The sequence below is a fragment of the Waltera acetigignens genome (assembly GCF_025567015.1).
Lineage (GTDB): Bacteria > Bacillota > Clostridia > Lachnospirales > Lachnospiraceae > Acetatifactor > Acetatifactor acetigignens.
On record NZ_JAOQJO010000025.1, the window covers coordinates 19,805 to 44,671 of the forward strand.

Genomic DNA, 24,867 nt, shown 5'->3' on the forward strand with positions numbered 1-24,867 from the left:
TTCTACCGCCCCAGCGAATATTTATAAAATTAATCCTCGATCTTAACGATGGTGGAGCATCCCATACCACCGCCGATGCACAGAGTAGCCAGACCGGTCTTGGCACCTCTTGCCTGCATCTCATGCAACAGAGTTACCAGAATACGGCATCCGGAAGCTCCTACGGGATGGCCCAGAGCGATAGCACCGCCGTTGGGGTTCAGCTGCTTATCTACATCGATGCCCAGTTCCTTACCAACTGCTACGGACTGTGCTGCGAATGCTTCGTTAGCCTCGATGATATCGAAGTCTTCGATCTTCATACCGGTCTTAGCCATTACCTTCTTGGTAGAAGCTACAGGGCCGATACCCATAACCTCGGGACGAACACCAGCCAGAGCGCCTGCTACGAAAGTAGCCATAGGCTTAACGCCCAGCTCCTTAGCCTTCTCTTCGCTCATAACAACGATAGCTGCTGCACCGTCGTTGATACCGGAAGCGTTACCTGCGGTAACGAATCCACCGGGATTGATGGCACGAAGCTTAGCCAGACCTTCGATGGTAGAACCATGACGAGGGCCTTCATCGGTATCGAATACGATGGTCTCTTTTTTCTTCTTAACTTCTACGGGAACGATTTCTGCCTTGAAGGCACCGTTCTTCTGAGCTTCTTCAGCCTTTAACTGGCTCTTTAATGCGAACTCATCCAGTTCTTCACGGGTAAGTCCCCACTCTTCGCAGATGTTGTCTGCGGTCTTGATCATATGATAATCATTGAAAGCATCCCAAAGTGCATCTTTGATCATGGTATCAACCATGGTTGCGTTACCCATACGATATCCGTAACGTCCCTGAGGAATTGCGTAAGGAGCCATGGACATGTTCTCCATACCACCTGCTACTACGATATCTGCATCACCGGCCATGATCATCTGTGCTGCCTGGTTCACACAGTTCAGGCCGGAACCACATACCACGTTCATGGTAACTGCGGGAACTTCGATAGGAAGTCCGGCTTTGATAGCTGCCTGACGTGCTACGTTCTGTCCCTGGCCAGCCTGGATTACACATCCCATATATACCTGGTCAACTGCTTCGGGAGCAACGCCTGCTCTCTTCAGAGCCTCCTTGATAACGATTGCGCCCAGCTCCGGTGCAGGAGTTGTGCTTAAGGTTCCGCCCATGGTACCGATTGCGGTACGGCAAGCGCCTGCTAATACAACTTTCTTTGCCATTTGTTTGTCCTCCACTTTTTGTTTTCGTTTGGTTTGCTTTCTGAAATGTAGATTGTTATTTTTTTATCATTTCACTGTCCCCATTTTAACATAGCGAAATCTGTTTTGCAATGCTTTTGTCAAAAAAATAACAAAATAACAAATGAAATTTTTAGAAATCAGAATTCCCGGATTTTTGTAGTGCGGATCCACTCTCTTGTTCCCTCGACTTTCTGCACTTCCTGCGTGTGTTTTGCCAGAAAACAGGTCAGCGGATAGACATCGATCCAGATCTCGTTGTCACTCTCTTTCTGTTCTTCATCAAAGACCAGTTCCAATCCCCAGTGCAGATGGGTTACTTCTATATTATTTACATTTTCTGTGGTACTGTAACCGGTATGTCCCATATAACCGATCACATCCCCCGCCGTCACCACGCTGCCTTCTTCCAGTCCTTCCGCATAGGGGTAGTTCTGCCTCAGATGTGCATAGTAATAGTAGCGCTTATTATCAAAGCTGCGGATACCAATGCGCCAGCCGCCGTACTGGTTCCAGCCCAGGGCTTCCACAGTGCCGGACTCGACAGCAATGATAGGTACACCGACGAGCCCCATCATGTCATGGCCCAGATGCCTTCGTTTATATCCGTAGCTTCTTCCCGCCCCGAAATCATCATAATGAGTATAATCAAATCCTCTCGCAATGGGGCAATAACCTTTTAATCCGTATTTTTTCTGCCAGGTGCTCTGTCCGTCTTCTCCGATCACCTCTGCCTCGTATTCTCCCACCAGTCCTCCCAGCGCTGCGCTGTAAGCTTCCAGATAATACGGATAGTATTTCATATCTTTTGTGAGAGTTTCTATCTCTGCCTCTCCCTCAACCAGCTTCTCCGCCGTCTCGTTCAGGATCTTCAGCGCCTTTTTGTCAAATTCCCCTCCGGTTCTGGCTGCGGTATATGCAAGCAGCGGGATCCACTCCACATGATGTTCCGTGTCAAACGTATCCACATCCCAGTCATATGCCTGGCAGAGCGCTTCATAGGATACGGTAAAGTCCACCCATTTGATATAATCCTTTCCCGCAGCCGAGGTTGCGGTGACCACCGCCTGTTCCATGCTTTCTGTCCGTCCTGTCTCCCGGAGCAGAAATGCTCCCATCATTATAAATAGAAGCATCACCTCTGCCCGGATCCATGCCCGCATTCTCTTTTCTCTGTCCATTCCCTGTCCTGCTTTCAGTTCCTCCTTACAGGTTATGTTTCTGATTTTTCCGGTATTCAGACAATTCGAAAATCTCCGGGGCATATCATTTCCCATACAACAAAACAGCCTGCCGGAAATTCCGGCAGGCTGTAAATTTGTCTTTATTTAATTTTCTGTCCGGTTTTATACTTCCGGCTCGATCAGTCCGTAGGTATCGCCCTTTCTCTTGTACACTACATTTACCTGATCTGTCTCTGCGTTGCAGAATACGAAGAAGTTGTGTCCCAACAGTTCCATCTGAATGCAGGCATCCTCGGGATACATGGGCTTGATATCGAACTTCTTGGTACGAACGATCTTGATCTCGTCATCGTCTGTGTAATCATTCTCTACATAGGCTTTGCTGAAAGAAGCTGCCGCCTGCTGTTTGTCAACGATCTTGTTCTTATATTTTTTCAACTGTCTCTCAATGATCTCTTCCACCAGATCAATGGATACATACATATCGTTGCTTACCTGCTCCGAACGGATAATGCTTCCCTTTACCGGAATGGTCACCTCAATTTTCTGACGTTCTTTTTCAACGCTTAATGTTACATGTACTTCTGTGTCGGGATTGAAATACTTGTCCAGCTTGCCGATCTTTTCCTCCACTGCTGCTCTTAATCCTGGTGTAACTTCGATGTTTCTGCCAACAATAATAAACTTCATGCTGATCATCCCTTCCAAGTATTTATTTACAAGGTTTTATGTAGCATCCCTTGTATTTATTGTATAGTCATTATAGCACAATAGCACAGCTTTTTGCAACAATTTAAGAAGTTTTTTACTTGTTTTTGACATTCTGTATGTCAACCCTAAAATCGACAAATCCTGTCATTTTATTATTTTTATTACATGTTCACAAAACATTTGTTCCTGTTTTTTCGTAAATTTATCCCCCTTGCAGTGCCGGTTTTTCTGTGGATAATGTGTATAACTTGGTGTATAAGTAACTTTTATCCTATTTTCTGGCATTTTGGATGTGGATAACTTATTTTGTATTTAAATTTCTTTTCTATCGTTTTTACGTTCGTGTCACTTTTTTTGTATACTTTGTATAGTTCCGTTTTGTCAATCCCCATTTCATCGCGTAACAATATTTTGACAAATTGCACAATTCGTTATACAACTTATAGTTTTTTGCCTTATCGGCACTTAAGTTCCACTGTCCCCACAGCATCCTGTCCACATGGAAAATAAACCGACCACATGACACGGTGCAATCGAGTAGTCTCGCTCATCGTATACACACAAAAAAGCACTGTGTGTTTCCACACAGTGCCTTGTACTTTCTGTTATATAATCAGAAGATCCGTCGAACTGCCAGTACCTTCTTGTAATCCGCATTAGATACGATGATACCGGTCTTGGCGGTAGATGCATGAACGATCTGGCCGTTACCGATATACAGTGCCACATGACCGGAGTAACAGATCAGGTCACCTGCCTGTGCATTGGCAAGTCCGTCAACCGCGGAACCCTGGCTGCGGTCTGCGGAAGAGGAATGAGGCAGACTTACACCGAAGTTAGCATATACACTCATTACAAATCCGGAACAGTCGGTGCCGTTGGTCAGGCTGGATCCGCCGTATACATAAGGGTTACCAACGAACTGTAATGCATAGTCGGCAACTGCGGTACCCATCTCGCTGTCTCCGCTGGCCGCATAAGTAACTGCGGGAGCGCTACTGGAAGAGCCAGAACTCTTGCTGCTTGTGGCTGCCTTGGCTGCCGCTGCGGCACGTGCTCTTTCTCTCTCTTCTTTCTCCTTTGCCAGACGCTTTGCTTCTTCCTCTTTGGATTCTGCTTCTACGAATTCCGTATGCAGGGAAACAAATTCTGTAGAGACCCATCCAAGACCTTCCTCGGTATCTACCTGTACCCAGCCATCGGTCTCATCGGATACTACCAGATCGTCCTCCAGAGGAACCAGACCCAGCACCGATGCTTCCAGCGAAGGCTCGGTACGAACTTTCAATGTGGTGGTGTTAACGGTTGCCAGTCGGGTTCCTACCTTCTTGGCAAGTTCTACTGCTTCGTCGCCAGTCACACAGTACTCGGCTTTTACATAACCGGTTACGGAACCGGAAGAAATCTGATACCAGCCGTTCTCTTCGGAAATGAAGAGACCAACGGAATCGTCATACAATTTACCGACGATCTCACCTTCCTCACTGGGCAGGCTTCTTACATTTACATAATCATTCACCTGTGCGATTACCAGATTCTTGAAGGACTCCTCCTCGGATGCTTCCGGGGTGGTATCCATCTGATCGTCACGGATCACAGTCTCAATAATGCTTTCAATCTGTTTCGTGCTGTTGGTACCTGTGGAAAGGCTCTCCAGCTTGTTGCCCTTTGCCAGGGTCAGCTCGATACCGCCGCTGGGCAGTACAGATGAAGATGCTGCTGCATTTGCAGTGATATTCATTCCGGAAAAAGCCATAACCGCTGCCATGGTGCAAACGGTAATTTTTACAGATTTACGAACCATTCTATCCTCCTGAAACTCTTGGAGCTGTCTCAATTTCTTAACTTATTTCTTTACATTTTCAAATCATTTGTTACGAATTTGTTACATCCGTTAACAAATATATCACGCGAACTCCCATTTGTCAATATAGTGAATTAATTGTCAATGTTGTAAGAAATTCCCATTTCATGCGGGTTTGCGGTGTTTTTACATAAAAAGAGCCACCATCCAGGTGACTCTTTTCTTTAAATATTCTTCGGTTTTCTTCCGAATTTCTTAATGAATTTATTACTAATCTGTGTCTGTTAACGAAAACGGTTGCAGTAATTTCCCGCGCTGACTGCTGCATTGGCACCGTCTGCCACCGCTGTTACGACCTGGCGCAGAGGTTTCTTACGGATATCTCCGGCCACATAAATGCCGGGGCGGCCGGTCTCTCCGGTCTCATCCGCAGGGATATAACCGTCTTCCCCGACTGCCACCAGTTCCCGCAGCAGTTCCGTGTTGGGATGGATGCCTACAGCGATAAAGATGCCTGCTGCCTCCAGATCTTTTTCCGCTTCTGTCTTCACATTTTTGATACGCAGCTTTTCCACCATGTCCTCGCCACAGATCTCTGTAACCACATGGTCATAGAGAATCTCCACATTAGGGAGACTCTTTAATTCCTCCTGCAATACCATAGCCCCCCGCAGACTATCTCTTCTGTGGATCAGATACACCTTTTCGCAGGTTCTTGCCAGATAGATGGCATCTTCCAGTGCCACGTCACCGCCGCCGACCACAGCCACCGTTCTGCCCCGGAAAAAGGCACCGTCACAGGTAGCACAGTAGGATACCCCCATGCCGTTCAATTCTTCCTCGCCGGGTACTCCTAATCTGGCATGTTCCGCACCGGTGGCAAAGATCACCGTACGGGTCTCCAGTTCCTGGTTGCCCGCATAGACGCATTTGTAATCGCCTCGTTCTTCCACACTGTGTACCGTAGCCTCCAGGAACTCCGCTCCCAGTTTCTCTGCATGATGCCGGAACGTCATTCCCATATCGAATCCACTGATGCCGGGAAGTCCCAGATAGTTATCCACCTCATAGGTATTGAGGATCTGACCGCCGCTCATGGGCTTTTCTTCTATAATAAGTAGATTCAGTCCCGCTCTCTTACCATAGACTGCAGCTGACAGCCCTGCGGGACCGGAACCGATAATGATCAAATCGTACATAATTTTCTCTCCTTTTGTCCAGTGTAGCAGTTCCCCTATGGAAAAGCAAGTCCATCTGTGCTACACTCGTTTTACAGGTTTTTAGCATCCGGCACTGTTTTATCTCCAAAGTTTGCTGTAGAATAGCGGAACCCGTGGTAGCTGATGGACTTTGCGGATGACTTATGCCGGGCTGCCGCCGTGAATGAAAAACAATAATTCAGAAAGGATACTTTACATGAATACAAGAAAGAACGCACCGTTGGCTCTTGTCACCGGTGCCTCCCGCGGCATCGGTAGGGCCATCGCAGAAGCCCTGGCCGAAGCCGGCTACCATCTGATCCTCACCTGTAGCCATACCTTGCCGGACCTTCAGGAAGTGGCCGCCTGTTTAGAAGAAAAATATGGCATCACCTGCACCGCCATGGCTGCGGACGCATCGGAACCCGCTGCCATCGAAAAAGTTTTTGCCTCCCTGGACCATCTGGATGTACTGGTCAACAACGCCGGAATCTCTTACATTGGTCTGCTCACGGATATGAGTGTCGAAGAATGGCAGCATGTCCTGAATACGAACCTGAGCTCCTGCTTCTACACCAGCCGTCTGGCAGTGCCTCTGATGCTGCTGAAGCACAGCGGACGCATTATCAATATTTCCTCCGTCTGGGGAAATGTGGGAGCTTCCATGGAAGTGGCTTACTCCGCCTCCAAGGGTGGTGTGAACAGCTTCACCAAAGCACTGGCCAAGGAGCTGGCTCCCAGTAATATCCAGGTCAACGCCATCTCCTGCGGTGTTATTGATACTGCCATGAACCACTGCTTCTCCCCCGAGGAAATGAACGCCCTCCGGGAAGAGATTCCCGCCGACCGTCTGGGCCAGCCGGAGGAAGTCGCAAAACTTGTCCTCCAGCTCATCCAGGCGCCAACCTATCTCACCGGACAGATCCTTACTCTTGACGGAGGCTGGCAATAACACTCTCCGCCGATTCTCCCGGTACCAGTGATGCCACGATCCGCTCCATCTCTTCTTTGGATCCAGCATCCCGGCACCGGAGGATCAGATGTTCCTTCTCCGTCTCTGTCAGTGCCGCATAGCCTTGCATGGCCTGTTCATTCATCGCCAGCGCCATGCCGAATCCTACCGGCAGTTCATTCAAGGGAAACGCTTCTGTTCCGCCGCTTCCCCCAGTCAATCCATCCATTGCAAACTCCTTTCCCGCGTTCTGCGAAGATGCCTCATTTTACAGGCATCCTGTTTTTGCATAACAATCGTGCACTTGATCGATAACATAATTTTGCATATGTTATCGATCAAGTGCTACTGTTTAGTCTGTGCAGGAGGAATCTGCGATATACAAAACGAAAACTCGCTCTTTGTAAATGAAAATCTCACGAATAACGGTATTCCCCGCCATCCGTGAGATTTTCAGTTTGGTTTCTGTCTGTCAGGTATCCAACATTATTTTCCGGCAAGATATTCTCTCATATGTTCTCTGATATGCTCGAACTGTTTTCTCGTCTGAGGATTCCGTGATTCAAAATTCATCAGCTTATCCAGATACCCCTGTCTCTTCACAATACGGCAGCTCTCTGGATAGACCAGCTCGTACACCAGTGAAATATGTCCCACCACATTATCCACCGCTGTTTTCTTCAGGGAACGCAGTACAGCGTGCTCCTCATCAAAGCTCTGCAACACTTCCGGCGTCACTTCCTCCTGATATAATACCTCGGTGTCCACATTGTAGATCTCTTCCAGCGGGAATTCCACATTGACCTTCAAGATATCAATCTTATCCGCATCCCGTAAGATATGGCAGAACATTGCCGTACGTTCGTCCAGTTCTTCCGGAATCCGGTAGGCGCTGTGATAAAACACCGCCGTCCACAGAAGCTCATCGCAGGAAGCATCTTCCACGAAATCCCGGATACTGATTCCGGCGTCTGCCTGAATTTCCTCGGACAGGTTTTCTTCGCTTCCGGAAGCAAGTCCGTGTTTCTCTTCCCAGACCTTACCAAATAAAATCCTTGCTCCGTATTTCGCATGATCGATGGAATCTGCATCGGTGAAGGTACCATATACCCGCTGCTGTTCAAAGCGTCCCACATCATGGAGCAGTCCGGTCAGCCACGCAATGTCCACCTCTTCCTCCGGAAGGTCCAGAGATCTGGCGATCTGCTGACACAATCCGCAGACCCGGTAGGTGTGTTCTATTTTCAGGCGGATCATGTCCCGGCTGCTGTCATAACGGTCCGTGTATTCCTGAAATGCTGCCAGTGCTTTTTCTCTGTTGATCTTCATTGTTCGTTGCCTCTTTTGCCTCTTATCTCTTATATCATGTTTCATGACTCATGACCTGTTCGTTTTTTTCAAATCCATTCCTTCTTATCTGATGGTTTTTGTCTCTGTCAGGCCTTTTTCTCTGCCGACGATACATAGGCCAGCTTGTATACCGCTACACAGATCACTGCAACCACCATCAGCAATCCAAGCTCCAATGCCCATGTAGGAATCGTGGAGGCACACACCACAGTCAGAAAGTCCACTGCAAAATGCAGTCCGAAGGCTGCTGCCAAATGCAACTTTCTGCCTGTCTTCACCGCACTGTATACAAGAATCGACAACGCGATCTGCAGGGCGATCGCACTGATCCGCTCCACCGGTGCGAGGTAGAACTGGTAAGCCGGCGTGGTCCAGAGAACAGAGAGCTGATGGTAGGTTACCTCCTGTTGTGCGGGCTCCAATGCCGTCATAGTCTTCTCCATCAGGCCACCGTTAATCATGGCTGCGGTAAGGAGATTGCTCATAGAAGACATACCAAGGATCAGAAAAGCCTCAATGCCGCCATGTCCGGCGCCGTACATCAACGCATTTTCCCGGGTCAGATGCTTTTTCAGGCAGAACTTCATGGCGATCCACCGGCCACACTCCTCAAAAAGTGCTGCTGCAAGCCCACCGTAAATCGCATACAGCCAGATATTGTCCCGGATCACGCTTCCGGTCACCGTCAGCACGATGGCATGGCAGATCTGCTCTAAGATCATGGCAAAGCCCACGAAGATACCGCAGCCGATGAAAAATGCCGGCACCCACGCCTTTGTCTTCTTATAGATAAAAATACACAAAAATATGGGTAAACCCACGGATAATAGCAGAGATATCACCATCCCCACCATACTTGCACTGCTTACAGTTCCCCAGATCATTGCCGTTTCTGTTATACTCTCAACTGCCATATATTCTCCTATCCAGGCGCCTCTCCGCACTTTGTTGTTTTATGATTTCTTTGTAACTATTCAGAACCCCATTCGCAAAACCGCCTCTGAATAGTTACATTTCTTCATCTGTATTGTAAGATTCTCCGGAAAAAGGTAAGAAAACCTTCCTCTACCGCCACCTGATCCACCGCCGTCTCAGGCAGATCATAGAAATATTTCCCGGTTCCGGGATCCAGGGAAATGCTGTCCAGCGGAAACCCCTCTCTGCGGATGCTGCTGTGGGGTACATCCGTCAGCCAGAATTTCTCACTTTCCATGTCAGGCTCCATCGCCTCATATACATGTTCCTCATCCTGCACATAGCAGATGGCATTGCGGTATTTTGCCGTAAGCCTCCCATAGCGTTTTACCTGTCCGATATAGTGCTCCAGCATCTGCTCATCCGTCAGATACACACCGTTCACCGTACGCACATGTACCCCAGGCTGGACCGCCTCCGGGACATCTTCAAAATACAACCCGGAATCACAGGAAAATACAGGCATACGAAAAGCTTCATAATAAGCATGCGCTTTCTGCCTGGCATTCTCCAGAGGCGTATTGCCTGTCTCCGGGACATCGGGGATCTCCATACCCTGTGCCTGCAGATCCTGCAGACTGATCAGTTCAATGCCAAGTCCGGCTATGCGGTTCTGCATGGCAGCTGCCTTTGCCGGATTGCCGGTACCGTATAACAGTTTCATAAGCGTTGTCCTGCTTCCTTTCCGGTCAGATCAGCGCCGGTGTCTGTGCCAGGACAGAGATAATCGCGATCGCCGCCAAAATCACAACAACTACCACTACTGCAACAATGATCTTCTTTTTCATATATGATACCTGCTCTTTCTAACTCTTTTATACTTTTGCATCCCATGGACTAATGATGGCATATTTCAAGGACAATTTCAAGGATTATGAAAATATTCGAGATGGCTCCACTTTCTCGCCCGGCCAGGATTTTCTGAGCGCCGCATAGGAAACCAAAAAGTTAGCAAGCCAGCCTGCAGGCACAGCAAGCCAGACAAAGTCAATGCCAAAACGCGGCGCACAGATCAAAGCCACGGACAGGCGGATCGCAAGGTTTACCATGTTGGCAATAAGGAATGGGCGCATGATTCCAAGTCCGCGAAGAACTCCATCGGTCGCCATTTTAATTCCCATAAAGATAAAGAAGTAACCAAGCCATCTCATATAATCTCCGGACACCTGATAAGCCAGCGCGGTTCCGTCTTTTCCAAGAAATAGCGAAGAAATCTGCGTGTGCAGTGTTTCAATGACAAGAAAGGCAACCACCGCAAAACACACGTCCAACACCAATGCCGCATGATAACCTTTTTTGATACGCTCGGTTTTTCCTGCCCCAAGGTTCTGGGAAACATACGGCGAAACTGCATTGCCGATGGACACGAAGATCAGGGAAAAAACATTCTCCACCCGCATCGTTGCCGCATATCCTGCAAGTGCCTGTGTGCCGAAGGGATTTACCACTGCCTGTACGATCATCATACCGATCGACACGGTAGACTGCTGCAGGACCGAGGGCACTGCGATCCGAAGCATCGAGCGCAGCTTGCGCCCGTCAAACCACTGAAACGGGCTTTGGTATTGCCGCATCCGGTATAAGAAAATCAAAAGTGAAAAAACAGCGGAAATTCCCTGGGCAATCAGGGTTGCAAGCGCCGCGCCGAATACACCAAGCCCCAGAATGGCTACCATCCAAAGATCCATCACAATATTCAGAATGGATGAAAAGATCAGCAGCCCCAGCGGAATTTTTGATTCACCAATGGAAGTGAACATGGTGGAGAGAATATTGTACATGAACAAAAACGGAAAGCCCACAAAATAGACCCGCAAGTACAGTACCGCTTCCTCCAGAATATCGGCAGGGGTCTGTAACCCGCTCATCATCGCATGGGAAAAGCAAAAGCCAAAGATACCAAGGAGGATGCTCAGAAGCAAAAAGCTGATCAGTGACGTAGACACAATGGTCTTCATTTTGCCATACTCTTTGGCGCCGAAATAGCGACTCACAAGCACACCAGCACCGACACCGGCACCCAGTGCCACACAAATGAAAACATTCGTCAGGGCTGCACAGGCACCCACAGCTGCCAGTGCAGAGGAACCCACAAACTGACCGACGATAATGGAGTCAGCCATATTGTATACCTGCTGAAAAAAACTGCCGAGAATCATCGGCATTGCAAAAACCGTCAGCGCTTTCAGCGGTGCATCGGTAATCAAATACTCATCTTTTGACATGATCCTATTCCTCCACAGTTCCTTCTGCATTCTTCCATGGCTTCTTCAACTCGTTCATCTGCATCTTCTGGAAGTTGGATGGCATCCAGCTTTCGCATGAAAAGTTCAATCATCGCAGGATACTGATTTGTAATTGGGTGACTAAACCGATAAAACTGCGGCACACCTTCTTTCTTTATATGCAGCAATCCCATTTCTTCAAGCTGTTTCGATGCCCTTGATATAGAAGTAGGTGTCAGTTCCAAGTTCTTCGCGGCTTGACTTGTAGATAGTTCCTGTGCGCCTCCATAAATGAAATGCAGTAGAAGCATCTGCGCCGATGGAAGTATTTCTTCCCTTGTCTTTTTTTCGGCGCTGCACCGTTCCTGCAAATCCTCATAAGCCACTTCGATTCCAAGGACTTTATTGCGATACTCCATGTGTTCGCCTCCAATCTTAACTCTTTTTGAGTTAAGATACAATATTTGAGTTAAGAACAGTTGAAAATCAACATTATCAAATATTATTTTTACGCAAAAAAACCGATGCAACATGAGCATTACACCCACACTGCACCGGATATTCCATCGTCAACTGCTCTGTCTATTTTCTTCTTCCTGCTCATGCAGCTTCTCTTTCTTCTGCTCGTCCTCTTTCAAGATTTCCTGCACAATCTTCTGTTCTCCAGGCCAATCCTGCATTTCCGATTTGATTTTCTCTTAGAAATCCCCCGTACACCTTGTCCTGATCAAAGGGCCATTCCCCAGAACATTGTTCATCACTTATTCTCCAAGGGTTGCTCCATCTTCTTCCCATTCTCGCATACCCTAGTGTGGAACAGAATCATGTCGAACAGTTGCGCAGCTTGCCAAACACGCCAAGATCCCGCGTTTCGGCATGACCCGCTGCAAGGTCTCGTAGGCCGCAATGTCCGGCAAGATCTGCCGCTTGAGGTGGTATTGCTTTTCCTTGCTTGCATCTGCATTTTCAGCCAGCAGCGCACTCAGGCGCATATCGAAAGCGGTGTTCAGTTCCTTTGCCCGCGCGGGAAAGCGCTGTGCCGCAGTCTCCCGGAAATCACGGGAAAGATAGGTTTCCTTCCTCTTCATCGTCCGTTACCCTTTCTTTTTGTATCCGCAGTCGCAGTAGGGCCCGCCGGAGGCAAGGGTGTACTGCCGCACAAAATTTGTCACGCCGCCCGCTTCGCTCATGGTGTAGTCCAGACGGCACAAAGCAGGGGTCAGGTCGTACAGCCCCAGCTCCTTCATCAGCACACAGATGCCGCACTTGGTAAAGCGTCCCTCGTAGCCGCTGCCATCCGGGTATTCGTAAAACTCCATGTTCCACGAATAGGGGTTGCGGTCGGCGGCTTTCAGAGCGGCAGTGGTTTTCATGGCAGCGATATCCTTTGCGGTGAACTTGCTTTTTCCGCTCTTACGGCAGAACCACTGCATGGGCGCTGTCATCATCGCCTTTGCGTAGTAATCCGTCAGGCGGTCTACCGCCGGGCGCTGCGGCATGGAGAGAATGAACGCGCCGAGCATTGCGCAGTTGACGATGTTCATCTTGAAGCGGTCCGATTTTTCAAACTCCGGCAGGTCTGCAATGATTGCTTTGTACTTCGGCTTTGCTTTTTTCGTGATCGCTTGTGCCGCATCGGCATCATAGCCGAACACCGCCGTCAACTGCTTTTGGAATGAGCCTGCAAACAACGCCCACATTCCCATTGGCATACCCATGTATTTCATTGCACTGCCTCCTTACATTCTCCGCATTTTGCCTTCTCCCGCAGCAACACCAGCCCCAATACCAAAACCAGCAGGTGTCCGGTGGATTCCGTGCCGTGATTGATCTGATCCAGCGGCCACGGCAGAAGCGTGAAGAGATTTCCCACAATCCCCGTAAAAACGATGGGGTTGCAGAAGGATGCCAATATCCGCTGTGCTGTGTTTTTCAGCGGGAGCATTCCGATTTCCCAATGTCTTAAACTTCATTGTCTTTCCTTTCCTCAGTGAATAAAAGCCGTCATAAGGACCGCCAGCACCGCTGCTATACCTGCCATACCCACCGTGCCGAAAAGCCACTTTTTCTGCTTGTCTTTTGCAGTAATGTAGGGCTTCAGATCTTCTGTTCCGGGAATCGTCCATACGTTCGTGTGCCCCACCCAGTAGCCATCAATCAAAAAGCGGTCAATGAGATTCATAACGGACAAGATGACAAGCAGCTGCCAGAAGCCCGCCGCAAAGCCTTTCGCACCGTTTATCCCATAGACACAGACCAGCACATAACCAATATAGCCGGGAATGCAAACAGCTTTGAAAAGTTGAGAATTGCGCTTGATTTTCTCGTGTGTCGTAAGTCCCAGCTTCACGCACCGCTGCTGCACTGCCGGGCTGTAGAGATGCACCATCCCAACAGCCCCCTTGCGGATGCCCACAGCACAGACAAGAGCCAGCAAAGCCCCCAACCCAAGACCTTCCAGAATCACCTGTAAAAGCATTACTTATTCCTCCTGTATCCGTTTTCATCCCGGTATTCGGGATGTTCCTTTACGTATGGATCCTTATCGCCGCAGATGGTATAGTCGCATCGGCAGCCGTCCACGCAGGTGGTCGTCCGCACGAGCTTTGCATGGAGCAGTTCCATGGACGCATAGTCCACATTGCACAGGGCGGGCATAATGTCCGCAAATCCGAACCGCTTAGCAAATTCCGCCGCCGGACACGCCGTAAATTCATAATAGATGGGCTTGCTGTTTTCGTAAGGTGCAACATCCATCTCGTAATCATGCCATGTGTCACAGTGCTTTTGGGCGGTACTGAATGCCCGATACATCAGCTTTTTCCAGAATGGCTTGTTGGCGTCAACGAAACGCAGCTTCCGGAAGGCCGGCAGGATCAGATTTTCTTCGATCTCTTCAATTTCACGGAATGTGGTCACATCTCGGCACACATCGTAAAAGCACATGATGGCGATGCAGTCGTAGGTGCCGCCCGTGCCGTTGTGAAAATTCTTTTTACCGCCGAGGTCGGTGCGCCACTTGGAAAGAAGCTCTGCGTATCTCAGCTGCACCTGCTCCCAGACCGCCTTGCGCTCCACCTCCGGATAGTGCAGAGTGATTTTCGCCAGAATTTCCTTTTTGCAGGGTTTGGAATACAGCACATGGCAGCTACGGTCAATTTGTAATTCGCTGTCCTTCATCTTCCCACTCCTTTCCGAAAACCGCTCTTTGCATTTTCTTCGGTGTCGTCCGATTCGTCGTAGGCATCATAGAGCAGGTGATCGTGCCGTCATAAAAATTGTTGCCGCCTGTCAGCCGATAGGCACTGCGAATGGCTTCTTTTCGCTCTATGTTTCTTCCTCCAGATACCAATAATCATATGGCCGTTTCCGGCATCATTTTTTCAAAATATCCGTAATTTTCTTGAAATCCTCGCGCGCCTCCTTGAAGATTGGTAGCATACAGTAGCAATGCACCATCTTCGGGCGGGCGGACACTGTATAGGAAACCTTAGCGCGTTTGCAGGCCTCCTCAAAGTCCGGCAGCGCACCGTATAGCACCTCATCCGCAGAATAGAAGAAGTGAATATCGCCAACGCCGGTAAAATCCCCCCGGGAGCCGGAGAGCATATAGTCCGGCACATTCTTACAGCCATGCCGCATAAACTTTTCCACCGTCACCATAAAGGCATAATCGATGGAAACGTCTCTCTCATTCAATGCCTTCATCCGCGATTTTTCGCCATCGTTCCATGGCACTTCGCCGGGTGATACGGCAACGATATGCCGTGGCTGCGGCAACGGCTCCGGCTGCGCATTATTGTGCGCTGCGATTCCCAGAGCCAGTGCGCCGCCGGAGGAAAAGCCACAGGTGCTGACATTTCCACCGCCGTACAATTCGAGCATTCTGCGGTAGCATTCATAGACCATTTCGTAGGTTTCGGTGATACAATGCTCCATGCAGAGCGGGTAGAACGGAAACCACACATCGCAGCCGGTCTCACGGCACAGCTTACGCATGACTGGCAGATCGCCCTTGTCCGGGCCGATCACCATACCGCCGCCGAAGAAATAGAGGATGGCGCGCTTTGACGGATTCGGATTTTCACGTACGATCAGGCATGGAAAACCGTTGACTGTAATCGTCTCATAATATGCCTTGTGGTCGGTCGGCGTAAAAACGCCTCGATGTCGGTTCTGCTTTTCAATTTCCTTTCGCAGTTCGTTCTCTGGCAATGTGAAAGACTTTTTCACTCCGGAGAGTCTATACACTGCCCGCAGGATGGATGCAAAAATGCTCATGGCTTTTTTTCCTCTCATTTCCGCGCTGTAACGCACAGCCACCCCTTTTTGTTTTTGTGGCTCTGGATCTTACAAAATCCTGCTTGCTCCAGATATGCTTTCAGTGCAGTGTCCGTGTAGATGGTCATACCATTGATAATTTGTGTCCATTTGTCATCTTTTGCTGTTTCGCCGTTTGCTTCATTGCAGATGAAAAAGATCCCGCCGGGCTTCAGCACCCGATAGACCTCTCTGAAATTCTGTGCAAGCTCTGGCCAGAAGTAGACCGTTTCAAAGGCGGTCGCCACATCGAACTGCTCCGCTTCAAACGGCAGCTCTGTCACGCTTGCCTGTTGCACGTTGCACCGTCCTGCCGCAATGGCTCTGGCATTGACTTTTCGCGCTTTTTCCACGCTGACGGCTGAGTAGTCGATGCCCTGCACCCTGCCTTTGGGACACAGTTTCAACAGCGTTTTAATGTTCGCTCCACCGCCGCAGCCGCAGTCCAGTACCATGGCATCCGGGGCAGGCTGCAAAAATTGAAGTCCCCACGCTGCCATTGCGCTGTGTCCGAAGTTCATCATGGCAACCATGATCTTCCCGCCAAGTCCTACGGGCTTTCGGGTGTTTTCAAAGAATGACATATCACACCTCCGATTTCACACATTCGACATAGGTCAGCGGGAAGGACGCTTCCAGCACAGCACTTTTTCGCACCCTCCACCCGTTCTGCCGCAGAAAACTCAGATACTCCTCACTCGTCCACCTGCTATGCAGAGGGAATCCTGCCAATTTCATAAAATGGACTTTGATCCTTCCTCTAAGTGAATTTTCCGCATGAGTAAAGGTTGGTGCGATCAACACACCATCGTCCTTCAGCACCCGTTTGATTTCTCGCAGTGATTTCTCTGGCTGCGGCACGATGTGCAATGCGTTGGATACGATCACCACATCAAATGAATTGCCTGCGTATGGCAAAGAAAACATATCCTGCACGGAAAAATGCAGCTTCGCAGAGCAATTTCCCCGCTTGGCTTCTGCAATCATTTTTGGAGAGGCGTCCGTCGCCTCAATGCATGCCGCTACTTTTACGATATGCTTGGCGATCAGTCCCGTTCCTGTAGCCAGCTCCAGCACTGTTTTGTCTTTCACGACCGGACGGATCAGCTCATATATTTTTTCGTATGCTGCCCTGTCTTTTCGCATAAAGCAGTCATACAGACCTGCATTTCTGTCCCAGAAATTCTTGTGATCTTGCATTGCCGTCTCCCTTTTATAGTTAGACCACTCTAACCAGCACGCGCAGATCTGCAAGTTAGGTTCGGTTAACTCGTGTGTTTAAGAAAAGCCGCATTTCTGCGGCCTTTCGCCTTATTAAATAACTTCCTCCATGCACTGCACACCAGCGTTTTCAGCCACTGAGGATAACGATTCTCAATCTGCTCCTTGTGGAAACAGCCAAAATCTATTTTTTGCACCGTTGCAGTAGCCTTCGTTTTTTTGTCTATATTATACCGTGCTTGCTTCTGATTTGCAATGGTATAGTATTCTATTTTGTAATTTTCATCATACTATAACCCTAGGTGTGTGAAAATACCTCTGCTGTACGACGGCTTTTTTTCTTTTGCCGTCGTACGGCAGATTATTAGAAATATTGTGTTTGTTTTATTTTCTTGTCCATCCCTTTCAAAATGAGCGATGACAAAGTATCACTCACCTGAATAATGGCTCAATCACAAGGTCTTTGCCGAAAGCCAGCGTATAGCATATTTCCAGCTACTTCTTCAGCTCGCAATATAACTGTATGAGTGCCTGAGCCTTTGCCAGAAACTTCTCTGTCAAATACAGCTCTCAAATGTATGCGTGTGCGCCTTGCCGAAATACCCACATGTGCTCCGCATGACAAAATTGGGAAGCCAGAATCAGAATAGGCGTTGCCTTGGATTTTCGGATGGTAACTGAAAGCTGGTGAGAGTCCCGCTTTCCGATATGTACTATGATGCTACATACTTAAATTGATTTACGCGCTGTTACTATTTTTGCAACACTAAATATACCTGACCTGCAAAGTAGATTATCAATTGATTTTCATCAACATCAACACAAAACTCCGCACTGATGTCATCCTGTGTTACACAGATAGTATCTGTGTAACTGAAATGATAAGAAGCATTACCATGATATAAACCTGCTTCAGGAATGTCATTGTACAGTATTAGAGTGTCACTGTCTTGAACTGTAATTACATTTTCTGAATTGCTGTTTTTCCATGTGCCGATAATATTTTTTTCGTTTTGAGAAAGTTTAATTTTCTTGGCGCATACTACAACCAGAACAATCAAAATAACAGCCAAAAATAATATCATAAATACTTTCAACTTGCCATGAGTAATATGTTTTTTGTTCATTTCATTTCTTTCCTTTCATTTTACGAGATGTGCCTAATTCCCGATTGTCTTGAACTACATGCTCCCAGTTTTCAATTCTTTCACAATTTCAACCTTTTCAATACTTCGCAAAGAAAACAGCATTGCCGTTACTACTACAAGTGCAACCATAATAACAGCGATTCCGTATGCTCCCCAATTGATATAAAACACAAATGGGGTCATTCCTTTCGAAATCATGGAATACATGACATAATGAATGATTAAGCTGATCGGTATTGCAAATATCAGCGACTTCATGCCATATAATACAGATTCCAAAAGTAACATTTTCTTTAAACCACCAGATGTCATGCCAACAGATCGCAATACTGCAAACTCACTTCTACGGACATCTATGGTATTTGAAATCGTATTGCATACATTTAGTCCAATAATCATTGTCATTAAGACCGTGAAGATGCAAACCATCATTTTGAGAAGCATATATGTCTGGCGGGAATTTTCCGTTGTACTTGCCACATCAACCACTTGAAAAAATCCCGTATCCGCTAAACACTCCGCAACTTCTTCGTGCTGTGCTGTGTTAATGGTAAGTTCAATAACGGTATCATCATTCAGCAGCCACTGAAAAAAAGACATTGGAACAATCAAGACAGCTCTATCTTGAACAAATTGTGATTGAATACTCGCATTATTTCCATTCACAATATCTTGAACAATGACCGTTTTATTTGTATCGTCGCCGTATTCCAGTTCGATTTTACACCCATTTTCAAGCACAAACGGAGAACCAACTACAACACGATTTGGAGACGTACCATAATTCCCAGTTGCATGATTGAATAGTATTCCGTGATTTGGTTTGCCATCATATCCTGTATAATTCAAATCATTTTCTTTACAAATAGCGCGAAAATGTTCTTCATCAATACCCACAACATATAATTCTGCAAAGTTGCCATTTATAAAGTATCCCGCCATACCTGAATTGATATTTTCTTCCTCAAATGCAGCTGTCATGTATCGGGAAATACGATAGGATATGTCTGCTGAAATACCCTCATCAGAAATTGCTTTCGCAGCAGTTGCTAAATCTTTATACGGAACAGCAGCTTGAACATCTGTATAACTTGAACCATCTTCTTTCATATCCATAGATGTTTGAAAAAGCATAAAATCCGAAAAACTATACAAGGATAACCCAAGAACCACAGCTAAAAAAATAGAAAGCGTTATCGCACGAAAGCGTTTCGGATTCCGATGGATATTTTTTGAAGCCAACGATCCGTAGATTCCAAAAAATATTGACATTTGTTTTCCATGTGTTATCCATTTTTGCTTTACTTGATAAATGTTGGTTTGCTTCAATGTATCGATTACTGTAACTTTTGAAGCGATTTTTCCCGGAGTTTTACAAGCAAAAAACAAAGAACCAATACCTGAAATTGCTCCCAGGAGAAAAGGGAGCCAATAAATATATGTTTTTAGCTCAATCATTCCAAAAGTAAAAGTGTCTTTAAAGGAAATCCGTATCATTGCCAGAACAACAACCGTTAAACCCAAACCAAATAACAGGCCCAATGGAATACCAATTATGCCAAGTAGAAAGGCTTCTATGGTAACGCTGGCTTTCTTCTGTTTACTTGTTGCACCGATACTCGCAAGCATACCAAGCTGCTTAATACGTTCCTGCAGAGAAATCGAAAGGACATTGCTAATCATGGCAGAGCAAGCAGCCATTAGCAATAAAATAACTACAGCAACAGCCGCAATCATCTTTACAGCTCCCTTACCCGCAGTCACACCATGATAAATGAGCAAATCAGAATGGAATGCTGACACAATACCACCAACTGCTTTTGCATTTTCTTCCGCTTCGGCGTATATAGACTTAGAAATATCCTTGCACTTTACAAATGCCGATAAATTAGTTTCATTATTGCTAATTCCGATATAAGCGTTAAAATCACTGGCTACTTTAGACCCATTCATTTCAGATACAATACCAACAATGGTATATGTCCGCTCCGCAGTATCTGGGTGAAAACTTTCCCTATCACCCAGATAATTTACTAATCCATATAACTCTGTGTCGATTTCGTCCCACACTCGCGTACCAAGTAAAAGTTGTATCGTATCCCCAACAGAGAATGTAAGCCCATTATCGTCAATAAAATCTTGCGTTAAGACAATTTCATTTTCATTGAACGGGTAACGGCCTTCCAGTAAATATTGTTCCAGATAAAAATTTTCGACAAATGCATCGTTGATTTCTGCAATGGCAAGCAAATTTTTATTAGATGGTTCTCCGTAAAAACTACTTCCAGCGAAACGTAGCAACGACACATTCTCTATATTCTTTCCTTGCATAAGAGTTTCCGCTTGCTGCTGCGAGGTGAGTTCAATACGATACGCATAATCTCCACCGTATACGGCTTCTTTCTCTTGCAAAAAGCGAAGCATGGACCAGCCGCCACACAAGACAGCAGTCATCATACCTACCGAAAGAATGATCGTGAAAATCGTAAGAAATGCACGCTTTTTGTTTTGTTGCAGTGTCCTTAATGTAAGGGTAAATATTGTTTCCATCAGCGAATCACCTCATCCCTGACAAGCTGACCATCCTGTATTTCCAAAATCCGATCTGCTTGTAAAGCGATTTCCCGGTCATGGGTAATCAGGACAATCGTTTGATGATAGGATTTATTAGAAGCTTTCAAAAGTTGCATGATTTCTTGTGTGTTTTGTGTATCCAGGTTTCCCGTAGGTTCATCAGCTAAGAGAATTGCAGGAGCGTTAATAAGCGCACGACCAATGGACACACGTTGTTGCTGCCCGCCTGAAAGCTGACTTGGCAAATGCTTTCTACGCTTTGTTAAGCCAAGTACCTCTAACAATTCTGCTAAACGCTTCTTATTTATTTTTCGCCCATCCAGCCTAATAGGCAGGGTAATATTTTCCTCTACATTCAAGACCGGAATCAAGTTATAGAACTGGTAAATCAGTCCTACTTGGCGTCTGCGAAACACGGCAAGTTGATCTTCCGTTTGTTCATACACACTTTGACCATCTACAATTACTTCGCCTGATGTGGGACGATCAATACCGCCGAGAATATGGAGCAAAGTGGATTTACCAGAGCCAGATGCGCCAATTATTGCAACAAATTCTCCTTTTTGCACTGAAAATGAAATATCAGTCAAGGCATTCACTGTGGTTTCACCTGTGTGGTATGTTTTGCAAACATTTTCAACTCTTAATATTTCCATTGTTGTTTCCTCCTGCTGAAAGTAATTCCGTACAATGATGAAATCATAGCAAATTTAAATAACTCTATTATTACGCTTTCATTACAAAAATGTCACTTTGCAAAAAAGGGATTGCATTATGCAACCCCTCTGTCAAAGAAAATTGTAAATTTTGCCCCACATGGCATTATGTTTTCAGCGATAATCCTTCCGTTCTGCTGCGTGATAATCGCTTTTGCTAAGGCCAAGCCAATCCCTGCCCCGTTTTTGCCGGAGTTCTTACCTCGATAGAAACGCTCAAATAAGTGTGGAATATCTTCCTCCGCTATGCCTGTTCCGCTATCGATAACACACAATTTCACATACATGGCATTTTCTTCAGCGCTGATTTTTACTTGTCCTCCATCGGGAGTAGATTCAATACAATTTTTTACAACATTAGACAAAGCTTCTGCAAGCCACTTGATATCCCCGTATAGTTGAATTTCCTCTATATCTGAAATATCCATTTTAATATTTTTAATATCCAGCATGATATCAAATGGCGCTGTTGCCTGCTGGACTAATTTTTCCACAGGAAAGGACTTATTTTCGAATTTGATTGTCCCTGCATCAAGACGCGACAGCTTTAATAAAACGTCAATCAGCCATTCCATACGTGACAACAGTAATAACTGTTCATGCAATAGTGAAGATTGCTGTTCGAAGTCAATACCTTCTTGTGAAAGCGCAGCATTCAATATTTCAAGAGAAGTCAGCGGTGTCTTTAATTGGTGGGAAATATCCGCCAAAGAATCCGCTAAATATTTTTTGTCTTTTTGCAGCTGTCCCGATTGCGCTAAAAGCCGTAATGTCATTTTTGAAATCTCATTTTCCAGAACAGCTAACTCTCCCTCACCATAATCGTCAAAACGAATACTTTCTTCACCATGTAATAGTCTATCAATATCCTGACTTAAAGAAGAAATCTTCATATAGCGGCGATATGTGAATATAAGGGAAATAGCGGTGATGGCGCAGCCAGTTAAAAATGTAACCCAATAGAACTTCATGCAAAAGAAATAGCTTAAAACACTCCCAATCACCGTCACACCAATACAGAGCATTATTTGCAATCGAACTTCCTTGTTTCGTAAAAAATCCATGTTATTCACCAGCCTTATACCCAAGCCCGCGAACAGTCAAAAGAATTTCCGGCTCTTGTGGATTTGTTTCAATTTTATCTCGCAATCTTTTCATATAGACAGTCAATGTGTTGTCACTAATAAAATCACCTGTAACATCCCAAATCATTTCAAGTAGTTTTTTCCTTGAAAATACAACACCCGGATTCTGCAAAAACACCAACAGCAAACGGTATTCTAATGCCGAAAGGAATAGCTCTGTATTTCCTTTTCGGACAACCGCCTTTTGAACATCAACTGTAATATCTTTACAAGACAGAAATTCACTTTTTCCATTTTTTCTGCGCAACACAGTGTTGATTCTTGCCAATAATTCTCTTGGGCGGAACGGCTTGCAAATATAATCATCTGCACCCAATTCCAGACCGCTAACAACACTAAATTCATCATCATCTGCGGTCAGAAAGATAATGGGAATGTCTTTTTGGCTCTTAATTGCTGAGCAAGTGCTAAAACCATTTCCATCATTCAACGAAATATCTAAAAGGATAATGTCGTATTGTTCCTGAGCTATTTTCTGTAAAGCAGTTTGTTGTCCATTTGCGCTGTCAACCAGATAGCCTTCATTTTTCATAAATAAAGTAAGGGAGGACACTATATTGGGGTCATCTTCAACCAGCAGTATTTTTTTCATGCTTATCTCCCTTTCTTCTTTTTGTCCGACCATCAATCGGCTTTTCCGCAGTTTTCGGAATCAGCCAAATCGTCGCCATTTTTACAGCACCGGGGATGCGACCCGCAGTGCAGTAATAGTTTATCCATCGTGGGGTCACGCCCCATTTTTCGCTTGCCTCTTTCAATGTCATGTAATCCATACCGCATACCTCCACAGACTACATTATAATTCTTTTGCTCGAAGAGTACAAGTATGCAGACAACCTCTCCAATAATAATCGGAATAACCTTATTATACCGTTTTAACAGTCCTCTTTGCTTCTATCGTTGCAATAACTTTCTCCGCTGGGTATAATAAAAAAGAACATTCTACAACCTCAAAGGAGGGATTTTATGATAGAACAGCTCATTGCCGAAGCAACGGAATGTGATTTCAAAGTTGCTCTCGAAACAAAAAAGCCAAAAAGCTGGTTAAAAAGTGTCAGTGCCTTTTCCAATGGGATCGGCGGCACTCTGTTTTTCGGAGTCTCTGATGACCGGGAGCCTATCGGCTTGTCCGATGTTCAAAAGGATGCCGAAGCGATCAGCCGCTTAATCAAAGAACGTATCACACCATTACCACAGTTTATCTTAAAGCCATTGCAGGAAGATGGTAAAAATCTGTTGGCTCTGGATGTTTCTCCTGGCCGCAGCACCCCATACTATTACAAGGCAGACGGAGTGATGGAAGCATATATCCGTGTTGGAAATGAAAGCGTAATTGCACCGGATTACATTGTGAATGAACTGATCTTAAAGGGAACCAATCAGTCCTTTGATACCCTAACAACAGACGCGGTAAAAAAGGATTACAGCTTTACACTTCTGGAAGCAACCTATCTGGAACGAACCGGTCTCCGCTTTGAGCCATCCGATTATGTTTCCTTTGGTTTGACTGATAAAAATGGACTCCTGACCAATGCCGGAAAACTCATGACCGATCAGCACACGGTTTATAACTCCCGTATGTTCTGTACCCGGTGGAATGGCTTGGAAAAAGGCTCTATCTTTGATGATGCGCTGGACGATAAAGAATACGAGGGAAATTTGATTTATTTACTGAACAGCGGCAGTGAATTTATTCGCAATAATTCCAAAGTCCGTTTTGTCAAAAAGGCACAGTATCGTGTAGACAAGCCGGATTATGCTGAACGAGCTGTGACAGAGGCTCTTGTTAATGCGCTTATCCATCGTGATTATATTGTGCTTGGCAGCGAAATCCATATTGATATGTTTGATGATCGGGTGGAAATCACATCTCCGGGCGGTATGTTTGGCGGCGGCTCAATTCAGGAATACGATATTTACAGTATCCGTTCCATGCGACGAAACCCTGTGATTGCTGACCTGTTCCACCGCATGAAGTACATGGAACGCCGTGGAAGTGGCCTACGCAAAATCGTCAGTGAAACCGAAAAGCTGCCTGGATACACAGAGGCATATAAGCCCGAATTTTCCTCAACAGCGACAGATTTCAGAGTCATCTTGAAAAATGTAAA

27 protein-coding genes are annotated in these 24,867 nt (G+C 46.2%); 2 read left to right on the top strand and 25 right to left on the bottom strand.

The genetic code is table 11. The features are described from left to right. Positions 1 to 29: 29 nt before the first annotated feature. From OCV96_RS18005 to trxB, 5 genes are all read right to left on the bottom strand, one after another. Positions 30 to 1,214 carry an acetyl-CoA C-acetyltransferase gene (locus tag OCV96_RS18005; protein ID WP_022313185.1) on the bottom strand — a complete coding sequence of 395 codons (1,185 nt, stop codon included), beginning with the start codon at positions 1,212 to 1,214 and terminating at the stop codon, positions 30 to 32. Between the two features lie 158 nt (positions 1,215 to 1,372). Then, positions 1,373 to 2,413, bottom strand: a complete 1,041-nt coding sequence (locus tag OCV96_RS18010) for a M23 family metallopeptidase (RefSeq protein WP_262595082.1) — start codon at positions 2,411 to 2,413, stop codon at positions 1,373 to 1,375. 165 nt (positions 2,414 to 2,578) lie between these two features. Then, on the bottom strand, positions 2,579 to 3,106 hold the full coding sequence (gene hpf, locus OCV96_RS18015) for a ribosome hibernation-promoting factor, HPF/YfiA family (RefSeq protein WP_022313187.1): 528 nt from the start codon (positions 3,104 to 3,106) through the stop codon (positions 2,579 to 2,581). 634 nt (positions 3,107 to 3,740) lie between these two features. After that, entirely contained in the window at positions 3,741 to 4,931 is a 1,191-nt protein-coding gene (locus OCV96_RS18020; protein WP_118537757.1) for a C40 family peptidase, read from the bottom strand. A gap of 284 nt (positions 4,932 to 5,215) precedes the next feature. Continuing rightward, complete coding sequence (gene trxB / locus OCV96_RS18025) at positions 5,216 to 6,130, bottom strand: thioredoxin-disulfide reductase (protein WP_117465499.1); 915 nt, start codon at positions 6,128 to 6,130, stop codon at positions 5,216 to 5,218. A 217-nt stretch (positions 6,131 to 6,347) separates the two neighbouring features. Between trxB and ymfI the strand changes: the two genes are divergently transcribed. After that, positions 6,348 to 7,082, top strand: a complete 735-nt coding sequence (gene ymfI, locus OCV96_RS18030) for an elongation factor P 5-aminopentanone reductase (RefSeq protein WP_262595083.1) — start codon at positions 6,348 to 6,350, stop codon at positions 7,080 to 7,082. On the opposite strand, the gene OCV96_RS18035 is transcribed toward ymfI, so the two are convergent. From OCV96_RS18035 to OCV96_RS18130, 20 genes are all read right to left on the bottom strand, one after another. Beyond that, positions 7,057 to 7,311, bottom strand: a complete 255-nt coding sequence (locus OCV96_RS18035) for a hypothetical protein (RefSeq protein ID WP_022153493.1) — start codon at positions 7,309 to 7,311, stop codon at positions 7,057 to 7,059. The genes ymfI and OCV96_RS18035 overlap by 26 nt on opposite strands. Before the next feature lie 257 nt (positions 7,312 to 7,568). Continuing rightward, on the bottom strand, positions 7,569 to 8,411 hold the full coding sequence (locus tag OCV96_RS18040; RefSeq protein ID WP_262595084.1) for an HD domain-containing protein: 843 nt from the start codon (positions 8,409 to 8,411) through the stop codon (positions 7,569 to 7,571). Positions 8,412 to 8,518: 107 nt separating this feature from the next. Next, positions 8,519 to 9,346, bottom strand: a complete 828-nt coding sequence (locus OCV96_RS18045; RefSeq protein WP_262595085.1) for a YhfC family intramembrane metalloprotease — start codon at positions 9,344 to 9,346, stop codon at positions 8,519 to 8,521. Positions 9,347 to 9,450: 104 nt separating this feature from the next. Next, a complete protein-coding gene (locus OCV96_RS18050; RefSeq protein WP_262595086.1) occupies positions 9,451 to 10,071 on the bottom strand; it encodes a non-canonical purine NTP pyrophosphatase in 621 nt (206 codons plus the stop codon). Positions 10,072 to 10,279: 208 nt separating this feature from the next. Further along, positions 10,280 to 11,632: an MATE family efflux transporter gene (locus OCV96_RS18055; RefSeq protein ID WP_262595087.1), complete on the bottom strand. Its 1,353-nt coding sequence runs from the start codon at positions 11,630 to 11,632 to the stop codon at positions 10,280 to 10,282. Further along, positions 11,611 to 12,051 carry a helix-turn-helix domain-containing protein gene (locus OCV96_RS18060; RefSeq protein WP_262595088.1) on the bottom strand — a complete coding sequence of 147 codons (441 nt, stop codon included), beginning with the start codon at positions 12,049 to 12,051 and terminating at the stop codon, positions 11,611 to 11,613. The genes OCV96_RS18055 and OCV96_RS18060 overlap by 22 nt, the downstream gene beginning before the upstream one ends. A gap of 387 nt (positions 12,052 to 12,438) precedes the next feature. Then, positions 12,439 to 12,720 (bottom strand): hypothetical protein, encoded by a 282-nt coding sequence (locus OCV96_RS18065; protein ID WP_262595089.1) that lies wholly within the window; start codon positions 12,718 to 12,720, stop codon positions 12,439 to 12,441. Positions 12,721 to 12,726: 6 nt separating this feature from the next. After that, complete coding sequence (locus OCV96_RS18070; RefSeq protein ID WP_227732531.1) at positions 12,727 to 13,359, bottom strand: L-2-amino-thiazoline-4-carboxylic acid hydrolase; 633 nt, start codon at positions 13,357 to 13,359, stop codon at positions 12,727 to 12,729. Beyond that, positions 13,356 to 13,577 (bottom strand): DUF6796 family protein, encoded by a 222-nt coding sequence (locus OCV96_RS18075; RefSeq protein ID WP_262595090.1) that lies wholly within the window; start codon positions 13,575 to 13,577, stop codon positions 13,356 to 13,358. The genes OCV96_RS18070 and OCV96_RS18075 overlap by 4 nt, the downstream gene beginning before the upstream one ends. 42 nt (positions 13,578 to 13,619) lie before the next feature. Beyond that, entirely contained in the window at positions 13,620 to 14,111 is a 492-nt protein-coding gene (locus OCV96_RS18080) for a hypothetical protein (protein WP_118668897.1), read from the bottom strand. After that, the gene (locus OCV96_RS18085) at positions 14,111 to 14,812 is read right to left on the bottom strand and encodes an L-2-amino-thiazoline-4-carboxylic acid hydrolase (protein WP_262595091.1); all 702 of its coding nucleotides are present in this window, start codon (positions 14,810 to 14,812) and stop codon (positions 14,111 to 14,113) included. The genes OCV96_RS18080 and OCV96_RS18085 overlap by 1 nt, the downstream gene beginning before the upstream one ends. Positions 14,813 to 15,007: 195 nt before the next feature. After that, positions 15,008 to 15,913 carry an alpha/beta hydrolase gene (locus OCV96_RS18090; RefSeq protein WP_262595092.1) on the bottom strand — a complete coding sequence of 302 codons (906 nt, stop codon included), beginning with the start codon at positions 15,911 to 15,913 and terminating at the stop codon, positions 15,008 to 15,010. Positions 15,914 to 15,927: 14 nt separating this feature from the next. After that, the gene (locus tag OCV96_RS18095; protein WP_117568767.1) at positions 15,928 to 16,536 is read right to left on the bottom strand and encodes a class I SAM-dependent methyltransferase; all 609 of its coding nucleotides are present in this window, start codon (positions 16,534 to 16,536) and stop codon (positions 15,928 to 15,930) included. Position 16,537: 1 nt separating this feature from the next. Beyond that, positions 16,538 to 17,152: a class I SAM-dependent methyltransferase gene (locus tag OCV96_RS18100; RefSeq protein ID WP_262595093.1), complete on the bottom strand. Its 615-nt coding sequence runs from the start codon at positions 17,150 to 17,152 to the stop codon at positions 16,538 to 16,540. 773 nt (positions 17,153 to 17,925) lie between these two features. Beyond that, on the bottom strand, positions 17,926 to 18,300 hold the full coding sequence (locus tag OCV96_RS18105; protein WP_055214731.1) for a hypothetical protein: 375 nt from the start codon (positions 18,298 to 18,300) through the stop codon (positions 17,926 to 17,928). Between the two features lie 54 nt (positions 18,301 to 18,354). Then, positions 18,355 to 20,871, bottom strand: coding sequence for an ABC transporter permease (locus tag OCV96_RS18110; RefSeq protein WP_262595094.1), 2,517 nt, complete (start codon positions 20,869 to 20,871; stop codon positions 18,355 to 18,357). Beyond that, positions 20,871 to 21,551 carry an ABC transporter ATP-binding protein gene (locus OCV96_RS18115; RefSeq protein ID WP_055214727.1) on the bottom strand — a complete coding sequence of 227 codons (681 nt, stop codon included), beginning with the start codon at positions 21,549 to 21,551 and terminating at the stop codon, positions 20,871 to 20,873. The genes OCV96_RS18110 and OCV96_RS18115 overlap by 1 nt, the downstream gene beginning before the upstream one ends. A gap of 116 nt (positions 21,552 to 21,667) precedes the next feature. Continuing rightward, positions 21,668 to 22,675, bottom strand: a complete 1,008-nt coding sequence (locus OCV96_RS18120) for a sensor histidine kinase (RefSeq protein WP_262595095.1) — start codon at positions 22,673 to 22,675, stop codon at positions 21,668 to 21,670. 1 nt (position 22,676) lies between these two features. Beyond that, positions 22,677 to 23,348: a response regulator transcription factor gene (locus OCV96_RS18125; protein WP_055214723.1), complete on the bottom strand. Its 672-nt coding sequence runs from the start codon at positions 23,346 to 23,348 to the stop codon at positions 22,677 to 22,679. Next, the gene (locus tag OCV96_RS18130; protein ID WP_262595096.1) at positions 23,326 to 23,529 is read right to left on the bottom strand and encodes a helix-turn-helix domain-containing protein; all 204 of its coding nucleotides are present in this window, start codon (positions 23,527 to 23,529) and stop codon (positions 23,326 to 23,328) included. Before OCV96_RS18130 ends, OCV96_RS18125 begins: the two co-directional genes overlap by 23 nt. A 193-nt stretch (positions 23,530 to 23,722) precedes the next feature. On the opposite strand from OCV96_RS18130, the gene OCV96_RS18135 reads away from it, so the two are divergent. Further along, on the top strand, positions 23,723 to 24,867 hold a 1,145-nt coding region (locus OCV96_RS18135; protein ID WP_262595097.1), incomplete at its 3' end, for an ATP-binding protein.